Source organism: Leifsonia sp. KNZ12-8B (genome assembly GCF_056755495.1).
Map to the genome: position 1 here is coordinate 1 of NZ_JBPGXM010000142.1, position 9407 is coordinate 9407.

11 protein-coding genes are annotated in these 9407 nt (G+C 74.0%); 7 read left to right on the top strand and 4 right to left on the bottom strand.

From position 1 onward, the window contains the following. Positions 1 to 42 precede the first annotated feature (42 nt). Entirely contained in the window at positions 43 to 1464 is a 1422-nt protein-coding gene (locus ACR9ZG_RS16210; protein ID WP_481285883.1) for an MFS transporter, read from the bottom strand. A 183-nt stretch (positions 1465 to 1647) separates the two neighbouring features. Between ACR9ZG_RS16210 and ACR9ZG_RS16215 the strand changes: the two genes are divergently transcribed. The 3 genes from ACR9ZG_RS16215 to ACR9ZG_RS16225 are packed head-to-tail and all read left to right on the top strand — an operon-like array spanning position 1648 to position 3808. Continuing rightward, complete coding sequence (locus ACR9ZG_RS16215) at positions 1648 to 2910, top strand: molybdopterin molybdotransferase MoeA (RefSeq protein WP_481285884.1); 1263 nt, start codon at positions 1648 to 1650, stop codon at positions 2908 to 2910. Further along, entirely contained in the window at positions 2907 to 3548 is a 642-nt protein-coding gene (gene mobA / locus ACR9ZG_RS16220) for a molybdenum cofactor guanylyltransferase (protein WP_481285885.1), read from the top strand. Before ACR9ZG_RS16215 ends, mobA begins: the two co-directional genes overlap by 4 nt. Continuing rightward, on the top strand, positions 3545 to 3808 hold the full coding sequence (locus ACR9ZG_RS16225) for a DUF6457 domain-containing protein (RefSeq protein WP_481285886.1): 264 nt from the start codon (positions 3545 to 3547) through the stop codon (positions 3806 to 3808). Before mobA ends, ACR9ZG_RS16225 begins: the two co-directional genes overlap by 4 nt. Here the strand turns inward: ACR9ZG_RS16225 and ACR9ZG_RS16230 are convergent. Continuing rightward, the gene (locus ACR9ZG_RS16230; protein ID WP_481285887.1) at positions 3798 to 4799 is read right to left on the bottom strand and encodes a nitrilase-related carbon-nitrogen hydrolase; all 1002 of its coding nucleotides are present in this window, start codon (positions 4797 to 4799) and stop codon (positions 3798 to 3800) included. The two genes, ACR9ZG_RS16225 and ACR9ZG_RS16230, sit on opposite strands and share 11 nt — an antisense overlap. Positions 4800 to 5037: 238 nt before the next feature. Between ACR9ZG_RS16230 and dcd the strand changes: the two genes are divergently transcribed. The 3 genes from dcd to ACR9ZG_RS16245 are packed head-to-tail and all read left to right on the top strand — an operon-like array spanning position 5038 to position 6964. Further along, positions 5038 to 5643 (top strand): dCTP deaminase, encoded by a 606-nt coding sequence (gene dcd / locus ACR9ZG_RS16235; RefSeq protein ID WP_481285888.1) that lies wholly within the window; start codon positions 5038 to 5040, stop codon positions 5641 to 5643. Between the two features lie 29 nt (positions 5644 to 5672). After that, complete coding sequence (locus ACR9ZG_RS16240; protein WP_481285889.1) at positions 5673 to 6191, top strand: hypothetical protein; 519 nt, start codon at positions 5673 to 5675, stop codon at positions 6189 to 6191. A gap of 20 nt (positions 6192 to 6211) precedes the next feature. Then, complete coding sequence (locus tag ACR9ZG_RS16245) at positions 6212 to 6964, top strand: glycoside hydrolase family 16 protein (protein WP_481285890.1); 753 nt, start codon at positions 6212 to 6214, stop codon at positions 6962 to 6964. 69 nt (positions 6965 to 7033) lie between these two features. Here the strand turns inward: ACR9ZG_RS16245 and idi are convergent, their stop codons facing one another. Together idi and ACR9ZG_RS16255 are read right to left on the bottom strand one after the other, a co-directional pair. Beyond that, positions 7034 to 7600 (bottom strand): isopentenyl-diphosphate Delta-isomerase, encoded by a 567-nt coding sequence (idi, locus tag ACR9ZG_RS16250; RefSeq protein WP_481285891.1) that lies wholly within the window; start codon positions 7598 to 7600, stop codon positions 7034 to 7036. A gap of 9 nt (positions 7601 to 7609) precedes the next feature. After that, positions 7610 to 8575 (bottom strand): hypothetical protein, encoded by a 966-nt coding sequence (locus ACR9ZG_RS16255; protein WP_481285892.1) that lies wholly within the window; start codon positions 8573 to 8575, stop codon positions 7610 to 7612. A 56-nt stretch (positions 8576 to 8631) separates the two neighbouring features. On the opposite strand from ACR9ZG_RS16255, the gene ACR9ZG_RS16260 reads away from it, so the two are divergent. Then, positions 8632 to 9348: a MarR family winged helix-turn-helix transcriptional regulator gene (locus tag ACR9ZG_RS16260; protein ID WP_481285893.1), complete on the top strand. Its 717-nt coding sequence runs from the start codon at positions 8632 to 8634 to the stop codon at positions 9346 to 9348. The last annotated feature ends 59 nt before the right edge of the window (positions 9349 to 9407 follow it).

Below are 9407 nucleotides of genomic sequence, written 5' to 3' on the forward strand. Positions count from 1 at the left end.
GGGAGGGGGCCACGGTCGCGGCGGACATGCCGGGGCCTGCCGTCAGATCCGCACGCCGCGGCGACGCCCGTGCACTGCGACCGCCACCGTGATCGCCAGCAGCACGGCGTACGCGGCGACGAACCAGCCCAGACCGGCCTCGTAGCCGCCCGTGGTCGTCTTGGACAGCGACAGCACCTGGGGGATGACGAACCCGCCGTACGCTCCGAAGGCCGACACGATGCCGAGCGCGGCCGCCGCCGTGCGCTGGGCGGAGACGTCGCCCGCCGAGCTGTGGCCGTCGGCAGCGCCGGAGCGCAGGGCGAAGAGGGTCGGGATCATCCGGTAGGTCGCCCCGTTGCCCGCGCCGCTCGCGACGAACAGCACCAGGAAGAACCCGAGGAACAGCCAGAAGTTCTCGAGCGGCAGTGTCGCGATGACCGCGAGCGCGCCCGCCGCCATCACCACGAACGCCACGATCGTGATCGCGCTGCCCCCGAACCGGTCGGCCAGCCGCCCGCCGAACGGGCGCGCGAGCGAGCCCACCAGCGCGCCGAGGAACGCGAGCGACAGGGTTGCGCCGGCAACGGGGAACGTGCTGAAGCCGGGGAACTGGTCCGCGATGAGCTTCGGGAAGACGCCCGAGAACCCGATGAATGAGCCGAACGTGCCGATGTAGAGCAGCGCCATCAGCCACAGCTCGGGTGCGCGGAGGGCCGCGAGCGACGCCTTCACGTCGGCGCGGGCGTTGGCCAGGTTGTCCATCCGGAGCCCGGCGCCGACGATGGCCACGATGATGAGCGGCACCCACACCAGCCCGGCGAGCGGCAGCTGGAGGGACGCTCCGGCGCCGACCGTGATCACGATCGGTACCGCGAACTGCGCCACCGCTGCTCCCAGGTTGCCGCCGGCGGCGTTCAGGCCGAGCGCCCAGCCCTTTTTGCGCTGCGGGTAGAAGTAGGTGATGTTCGCCATCGAGCTCGCGAAGTTGCCGCCGCCGAACCCCGCGAGCGCGGCGACCAGCAGCATCACCGCGAACGGCGTCTCGGGGTTGGCGACGCAGAGCGCGAGCCCGATCGCCGGGATGAGCAGGAGCGCGGCCGAGATCATCGTCCAGTTGCGGCCGCCGAACCGCGGCACCATGAACGTGTACGGGAAGCGCAGGGTCGCCCCGACCAGGCTCGGCATCGAGATCAGCCAGAACGTCTGCCCGGTGTCGAACGTGAAGCCGGCGGCCGGCAGCGCGACGACGACGATCGACCACAGCTGCCAGACCACGAAGCCGAGGAACTCGGCGAAGATCGACCAGCGCAGGTTGCGCTGCGCGATCGCGGCGCCCTGGTCGCGCCACTGCGCGGGGTCCTCGGCGTTCCAGCCCTCGATCCAGCGGCCGGGCCGGAACGTGAGCGCCGGCGCCGCCGCCGCGGTGGGGAGGGGCGTGCCGCCCGGGGCCGTCGTGGTCGGTTCGTGCGCGGTGCTGGTCATGGCGGACCTCCTGGACTCGGTGGGTGGCACCACGCTAGGGACCGCGTGTTTCCGCGGACGACGCACGACGTGAAGGCGGCGTAACGAAGACCTCTCGTCGCACCGCGGGCCGTGTGAGGGGAACGTAACGGGGCGTGATCGCCGGGCAACCGCGCCGACATCGCGCCTGCGTAGCGTGGGCGCATGAGACAGGTCGAGAGCAGGATGAGCGGGTCGGCCGGGGCGGTCGCGTGCACGGTCGAGGGGTATCGGGTCGCCGTGCTGGCGCTGGTGCGGCCGCTGGGGTCCGAGCGCGTCGCGGTCGTGGAGGCGCTCGGACGGGTGACCGCGGAGGCGATCGCGGCCCGGCAGCCGGTTCCGCTGTTCGACAACGCCGCGATGGACGGCTTCGCCGTGCGGGCCGCGGACGTGGCGGGTGCCACCCGAGACCGCCCGGTGCGGCTCGCCGTCGTCGGACATCGCCCGGCCGGGCCGGGTGCTGCCGGAGCGATCGGCGCCGGGGAGGCGGTGCGCATCATGACCGGCGCGCCCGTCCCCGCCGGAGCCGACCTGGTCGTGCCGGTGGAGTGCTCGATGCCCGGCCGGTTCGTGGAGGGTGCGACCGTCGAGCTCTGGGACCCCGGCAAGGCGAACATCCGCCGCGCCGGGGAGGACGTCGCGGTCGGTGCCCCCCTCCTGCCGGCCGGCGCGACGCTGACCGCGCGTGCGCTCGCCCTGCTGGCGGCCGCCGGACATGCCGAGGTCCCGGTGGTCCGGCGCCCGCGCGTCGCCATCGTCTCGTCCGGCGACGAGCTCCGCGAGCCGGGTCCGGTGGAGGCCGCGGGAACCATCCCGGACTCCAACGCGGTCTACCTGCGGGCGGCGGTGACGGCTCTCGGCGGCGAGGTCGTCGGCTGTCACCGCGCCGCGGACGACGCCGGCTCGCTCGCCGCGGCGATGGACGCGGCGTCCACCGGCGCCGACCTCGTCGTCTCGACGGGCGGTCTCGGCGCCGGATCGCACGACCTGCTCGGCCGCGCCGCCGCGGTGTCGCCGGGCGGGATGCTCGCCCGCGTCGCGATGCGGCCGGGTCGTCCGCAGGCGCACGGCACCTGGAACGGCGTGCCGTGGATCGCCCTGCCGGGGACGCCGACGGCGGCGTTCGTCTCGTTCGAGGCGTTCGTGCGGCCGGCGCTCGACGTGCTCTCCGGCCGGCCGGTCGCCGCGCAGCCGTCCGCCGAGACGGTGTCGGAGGGCTGGGAGGGGTCGGCGGGCACGGTCCGCTTCGTTCCGCTCATCGTCGCCGACCGGCCCGACGGGAGCCTCGCCGTGACCCCGTTCGGACGGCCGTCGCACGCGTCGCACGCCCTGTCGGCGATGTTCTCGGCTCCGATGATCGCGGTCGTCGACGCCGACGTGGGCGATGTGCTCCCCGGTCAGCTCGTCCGGGTGATCGAGCCGGCATGACCGGGTCGGTGGACGCCTCCCGCGTCGCCGCGATCGTCCTGGCCGGCGGCCGGGCGCGCCGGCTCGGCACTCCGAAGCACGGGGTGCGGCTGGCGGGGGAGACCCTCCTGGAGCGGGCGCTGCGCGCGACCGCGGGGATGGCCGTGGCGGTGGTCGGGCCGCCCGAGCTGGGTCGCGAGGTCGCCTCGCACCCCGCGGCCACGGTGACGCGGGAGGAGCCGCCCTTCGCCGGTCCGGCCGCAGCCGTCGCGGCGGGGCTCGACGCGCTGGCCCGCCGCGCGCCCTCGGCCGACCGCGTGCTTGTCCTCGCCTGCGACATCGCCCGCGCCCCGGAGGCCGTGGCGCTGCTCCTCACCGCCTCCGCCCTTCTTCTCCCGGACAGCGGCGACACCCGCAGCGACGGCGTCGTCCTCACCGACGCGTCCGGCCGCCCGCAGTGGCTGTGCGGCGTGTACCGCGCGGCCACTCTGCGGGAGGCCGTCGACCGGTTGCGCGCCGCCGATGCGCTCACCGCTGCGCCCGCCCGCGCGCTCGTCGCCGCCGCGCGCCTGGAGATCGTGCCCGACCCCGGCGGCCTCAGCGACGACATCGATACGCCCGCCGACCTCGTGGCGGCCCGAGAGAGGATCCTGGCATGACCGAGCTGGAGGCCTGGCTGCGCCTGCTGAACCGCGAGCTGGGCACGGACATCCCGGCCGAGGTGATGGCGCCCGTGCTCGCCCTGGCGCGAGACGCGGCCCACAACGTCGTCCGGCCCGCCGCCCCGCTGTCGGCGTACCTCGCCGGCTACGCGGCCGGGCGTGCGGCGCAGGCGGGCTTCGACCAGGCTGCTGCTGCCGACCTCCTGGAACGCGCGCGGGCGCTCGCCGAGAGACTCGGCACGCCCCTCAGTCCGTGACGTCGTCCTCCACCCGGAACGACGCCGGCACGCCCTCCGCCGAGTGACGCGCGGCCCGGGCGTCGCGCTCCAGGCCGGAGGGCCGCGTGAGGATGCCGTAGAGCTCCGGCCGCCGGCCCAGCAGCCAGCGCCGCCCGGTCGCGAGCGGCAGCAGGTCGAGGTCGAGGTCGGCGGTGACCACGGCCTCCGCGGGCGCCGGCGTCTCGGCGACGATGCGGCCGTACGGGTCGAGGATCATCGCGTTGCCGGTGCGGATCTCGTCGTCGTCCGGCCCGATCCCGTTGGCGAACAGCACGAAGATCCCGTTGTCGTGCGCCCGCGCCGGGAGCCAGCGCAGCAGCCACTCCCGGCCGGAGGGGCCGTTGGCGGCGGCCTCCAGCGCGGCCGGGTCGGTGTGCCGGTTCTGCCAGAGCTCGGCGGGGAGCACCTTCATGCCGTGGGGGCTGCGCGAGTTCGTCCCGCCGGTCTGGTGCGGCGCGATGAGCACGGTGGCGCCCAGCAGAGCGGTGGCCCGCACGTTCTCGACCAGGTTGTTGTCCCAGCAGATCAGGATGCCCATCCGCACGCCCCACGGCGAATCGAAGACGGTGAACCGGTCGCCGCTGCTGATCGCCTCGTGCTCGAACGCGTGCAGCTTGCGGTGGATGTGCGTCGACCCGTCGGGGAAGCAGACCGCATAGGAGTTGTAGAGGGTGCCGTCGGCGGCCTCCAGGAAACCGGCGCCGATGCCGACGCCCAGCTCGCGCGCGATCGCCCGCAGCTCGGCGACCAGGGGGCCGTCGGCGGGCTCTGCGAGCGCGTGGAGCTGCTCGGCCGTCTTCTTCGTCAGGTGCCAGTAGCCGAGCAGGCACAGCTCGGGGAAGACGACCAGCCGGCTGCCGTCGGCGGCGGCGGAGGCCGCCAGGGCGCGGACGGTCGCGAGGTTGGCCTCCGGATCGGAGGGCACGGCCTCGAACTGGACCACCGACACCCGCAGCGACGTGTTCGTCATACGGGCACCCTAGCGCAGTAGCTTCCGCGGAAGCTATCGCATCGGGCGGATCGTGCGTACGAGGCGAAGTACGGCACCAGCCCCTACTACCCGCCGATGGCGACCGAGAAGACCCGGGCGGCGACCGTCCGCGTCGACCCCCGCTGAGTGACCCGCGATCTCACCCGCCGACCGCCTCCCGTCGCCCGCGCTCGCCCGATCCCGCCCGCGGGCGCGCGCGTCCCGCTAGGCTGGCCCCGTGCTTCTCTCCGACCGTGACATCAAGGCCGAGCTGGGCGCCGGGCGCATCGCTCTGGAGCCGTTCGAGCCGGCCATGATCCAGCCGTCGAGCATCGATGTGCGGCTCGACCGGTTCTTCCGGCTGTTCGACAACCACAAGTACCCGTTCATCGATCCGGCCGTCGACCAGCCGGAGCTGACCAGGTTCGTGGAGGTCGACGCCGACCAGCCGTTCATCCTGCACCCCGGCGAGTTCGTGCTCGGGTCGACGTTCGAGCTGGTCAGCCTGCCCGACGACGTCGCCGCGCGGCTCGAGGGCAAGAGCTCGCTCGGGAGGCTGGGGCTGCTCACCCACTCCACCGCCGGCTTCATCGACCCGGGCTTCTCCGGTCACGTCACCCTCGAGCTGAGCAACGTCGCCACCCTGCCGATCAAGCTGTGGCCGGGCATGAAGATCGGCCAGATGTGCTTCTTCCGGCTCTCCTCCGCCGCCGAGAAGCCGTACGGCTCGACCGAGTACAGCTCGCGCTACCAGGGGCAGCGCGGCCCCACGGCCTCCCGCTCGTTCCTCAACTTCCACCGGACCGACGTCTCCAGCACGGAGGCGGGACGGCCGGTCGGCTGACACCACCGAGCACGCCGGAAGGGGCGCACATGAGCGAGACGACCGACGCCGCATTCGCCAGGGCCCTGATCGCGGCGGGACCCAGCCCCGAGCGCGGGCAGCGCGTCCACCTGTTCGGCCAGCTGGTCGGCTCGTGGCGCGCCGAGACGCGGCTGCTCGACGAGACGACCGGCGCGTGGCGGGAGTCGACGGCCGACTGGATCTTCGCGTACACGCTCGGCGGGCTCGCCGTGCAGGATGTGCTCGTCCCGGTGGACGATGACGCGGGCGCCGCCCGCGGCACCACGATCCGCGTCTACGATCCCGCGCTCGGCGGCTGGCGGGTGAGCTGGTTCGGCGCGGCGGCCGGCGACTTCTGCACGCTCGTGGCCACCGCCCACCACCGCGACGGGATCCGGCAGGACGGCACGCAGACCGACGGCCGGCCCATCCGCTGGAACTTCTCCAGCATCTCGGACGACGCGTTCGAGTGGGACGGCTGGGTCTCGGACGACGGCGGTCGCACCTGGTGGCTCGAGCAGCACATCGACGCCACCCGGACGGCCTGACCGCAAGGGCCGGCGGACCCGTGTTCGACGACTTCGACGAGCCGGAGCTCGACCGCAGCGTCTGGCTGCCGCACTACCTGCCCGCGTGGAGCTCTAAGGACGCCTCGCGCGCGACCTACCGCCTCCGCTCCTCCCACCTCGAGCTGACCATCCCGCCCGAGCAGGGGCTGTGGGCGGAGGGGGTGCACGAGACGCCGTTGCGGGTCTCGGGTCTGCAGACCGGCAACTTCTCCGGCCCGGTCGGCTCGACGGTCGCGCAGCAGCCGTTCCTCGACGGCCAGACCGTGCGGGAGGCGCAGGAGGAGTTCCGCGGCTGCCTCGTGGGCGGCGGGCCGAGGGAGGCGCGGGCCGGGCTGCGGGCCTCCCTCCACCTCTCCCCACGGTCGATGGCGTCGCTGTGGCTGGTCGGGTTCGAGGACGAGCCCGAGCGCAGCGGCGAGCTGTGCGTCATGGAGGTGTTCGGGCGGGATGTCGCGCGCGATCGTGCGCTCGTCGGCATGGGCTTCCACCGCTTCCGCGACCCGCACCTCGCCGAGGACTTCGCGCGCATCCCCGTGCCGATCGACGTCACCGAGCCGCACGCGTACGAGGCGCGCTGGGACGACTCCCGCGCGGCCTTCTCGGTCGACGGCCGGGTGCTGCGCCTGCTCGACGATCCGCCCGCCTACCCGCTGCAGCTGATGCTGGCGGTGTTCGACTTCCCTGAGTGGAGCGACGGGTCCGATGGGGCGCTCGTCCCCCGCCTCAGCGTCGACCGCGTGTGGGCGAACTGATGCCGCCGCCGGCATGGGCCGGGCCGGTTATCCACAGCTTCATTCACAGGTGGAGAATATGAGCGGTTCTCACAGCTGACCCGAGGCTTCGACCCCGGTCTCGGCGTACAGCGCGGGCAGCTGGAGGGTCAGCCACGGGCTGAACGCCCAGGGTGTCGCGTCGACCGCGGTGAGCAGGAGGCGCGGATCGACCCACTCCCATTCGGCGACCTCGGCGGCCGAGGGGGAGACGTCGCCCACGATCGTCGCCGTGTACACCGGGCAGACCTCGTACTCGACGATGCCGGCGGCGTCGACCGCGCGGTACCGGAAGTCGGGGAGCGCGAGCGCGAGGTTGTCGATCGCGGCACCGAGCTCATCCTGCGCGCGCCGGACGACCGCGTCCTCGATGGCCTCGCCGGGTGCGGGGTGCCCGCAGAACGAGTTGGTCCACACCCCCGGCCAGGTCGCCTTGCTCAGCGCGCGCCGGGTGACGAGGAGGCGCCCCTCCCCGTCGAAGAGGTGGCAGGAGAAGGCCAGGTGCAGCGGCGTCGCCGTCGTGTGCACCGTGGCCTTGTCCGCCGTGCCGATCGGGGTGCCGTCGTCGGCGAGCAGCACGACCTCTTCGCGGCCGGTACGGCTTGTCGGTGGCGTCATGCGACCAGCCTACGCTCGGCCCTCCCAGCCGAGATTCCGGGCCATCCGCTCGAGCGTCCGCATGGTCGTCGCCCAGTCAGTGGGCTCGATTCCGTCGGCGAGGGAGGCGCGCGCCTGCTCCACCCGCTGCTCGGCGGCGTCGTGAGCGGCGCGCCCCTCGTCGGTCAGCGTCGCGCGCTCGCCGTCGAACCACACCCAGCCGCGCTCGGTGAAGTCCGCGAGCGTGCGCTCGATGCGGCGGGGCCGGTGGTGCGGGTGGAAGGGGGAGCGGCGGTCGTGATGGCCGGGGAACCCGTGCTCAGGTGATCCCGGGCCCCCGTATCCGAAGCCGGGACGGCCGAAGCGCGCCCGCGGGTCGATCCGCGGGTCGACCCTTGGGTCGATCCGCGGGTCGAGGAAGCGACGCGGATCGGCGCCGAAGCCCCGCACGAACCCGCGCTCGAATCCCCGCTCGAAGGCGGCCTCGGCGTCGTCGTGGTGGGTGTGGGCGTCGTGGTGGTGGTCGCCGTGGGCGGGGTGGTCGCCGTGGTGGTGGTCGCCGTGGTTGGGGTGGTCGTCGTGGTGGTGGGGGTGCTCGCCGTGGCCGGGCCGGTGCTCGGCGTCGTCGGCGCGCGGACCTCCCTGCTGCCGGTCCGGGTCCTGGTGGCGCAGGCCGGGGTGCGGGCGCCCTCCCCGCCAGTCGGGTCGGCCCACCCAGCCGGGGCGCCGATCGGCGGCGGAGTGCCCGCGCCCGTGGTGGCGTCCGCGGGGGAGGCGGTCGGCGAGCTCCTGCGGGGTCGCCGGACCGTCTGCCAGCAGGTGGAGGATGCGCCAGCTCCCGCGGCGCAGGTCCTGCTCGGCGAGCGCGTCGCGCATCCGCTCGCGCAGCCGGCCCTGGATCTCGCCGAACCAGTATCCGGGCGGGAGGTCGGGGGCATTGGTGTCGTTCGTGTTCGTGTTCGTGTCGTTCGTGTTGCTGTCGTCGGGGTTCGTCATCGGATGAAGCCTTTCCATTTGTATGTACCGTTACAACTGAATGTATAGTTACATACATGTCGGAGCGTGGTCAAGACCAGGAGGGTTCGCCCTCGGCGGACGTCGTCGCGATGATCGAGGCCGCCCTCGCGGCTCTGCGCCGAGACCCGTCGCGCCGCCGCGGCCCCTGGCCGCAGCACGGCCCCTGGGAGAGCGCCCCCGGCCACGGCCCCCACGGCGGCTGGCCGTCCCGCGGCTGGCCCGGCTCTCACCCCGGCGAGCCGCGCGGGCACGGTGGGCCCCACATGCACGGCGACGCCCACGGCCAGGCCGACGCCGGCGGTCACGGCGGCCCGTCCGCGCACGGCGACGCCGGCACCGGCGCTCAGCCCGACGCAACCGGCTCCCGCGGCGCCGAACGCGCCCGCGGGCGCGACGCCGCCTTCGGCCGCATGGCACGCTTCCGCATGCTGGAGGCGCTGGAGGCGGCCGACACCGCGGGCAAGCCGCTCTCGGTCAGCACCCTGGCCGCCGCGATCGGCGTCGATCAGCCGCGCGCGAGCCGCCTGGTGCAGGAGGGCGTCGAGCGCGGCCACGTGCGCCGCGTGCCCGACCCGTCCGACGCGCGCCGCGCCCTGCTCGAGCTCACGACCGCCGGCCGCTCACAGCTCTCCGAGGTGCGCTCGCACCGCCGCAGCGCCGTAGAGGCGGCCCTGGCCGACTTCACCCCCGAGGAGGCTCAGACCTTCGCGACCCTCTTCACCCGCTTCACCCAGTCCTGGCCCCGCCCCTGACCGGCGCACTCGCTCCGCCGCCCCGACACCTGTCTCTTATACACATCTGACGCTGCCGA

Bases quoted from the DNA above. Each gene is read 5' to 3' on its own strand.
- ACR9ZG_RS16210 (WP_481285883.1), bottom strand. From the start codon at position 1,464: ATGACCAGCACCGCGCACGAACCGACCACGACGGCCCCGGGCGGCACG.
- ACR9ZG_RS16255 (WP_481285892.1), bottom strand. From the start codon at position 8,575: ATGACGAACCCCGACGACAGCAACACGAACGACACGAACACGAACACG.
- ACR9ZG_RS16260 (WP_481285893.1), top strand. From the start codon at position 8,632: ATGTCGGAGCGTGGTCAAGACCAGGAGGGTTCGCCCTCGGCGGACGTC.
- ACR9ZG_RS16240 (WP_481285889.1), top strand. From the start codon at position 5,673: ATGAGCGAGACGACCGACGCCGCATTCGCCAGGGCCCTGATCGCGGCG.
- ACR9ZG_RS16230 (WP_481285887.1), bottom strand. From the start codon at position 4,799: ATGACGAACACGTCGCTGCGGGTGTCGGTGGTCCAGTTCGAGGCCGTG.
- idi (WP_481285891.1), bottom strand. From the start codon at position 7,600: ATGACGCCACCGACAAGCCGTACCGGCCGCGAAGAGGTCGTGCTGCTC.
- mobA (WP_481285885.1), top strand. From the start codon at position 2,907: ATGACCGGGTCGGTGGACGCCTCCCGCGTCGCCGCGATCGTCCTGGCC.
- ACR9ZG_RS16225 (WP_481285886.1), top strand. From the start codon at position 3,545: ATGACCGAGCTGGAGGCCTGGCTGCGCCTGCTGAACCGCGAGCTGGGC.
- ACR9ZG_RS16215 (WP_481285884.1), top strand. From the start codon at position 1,648: ATGAGACAGGTCGAGAGCAGGATGAGCGGGTCGGCCGGGGCGGTCGCG.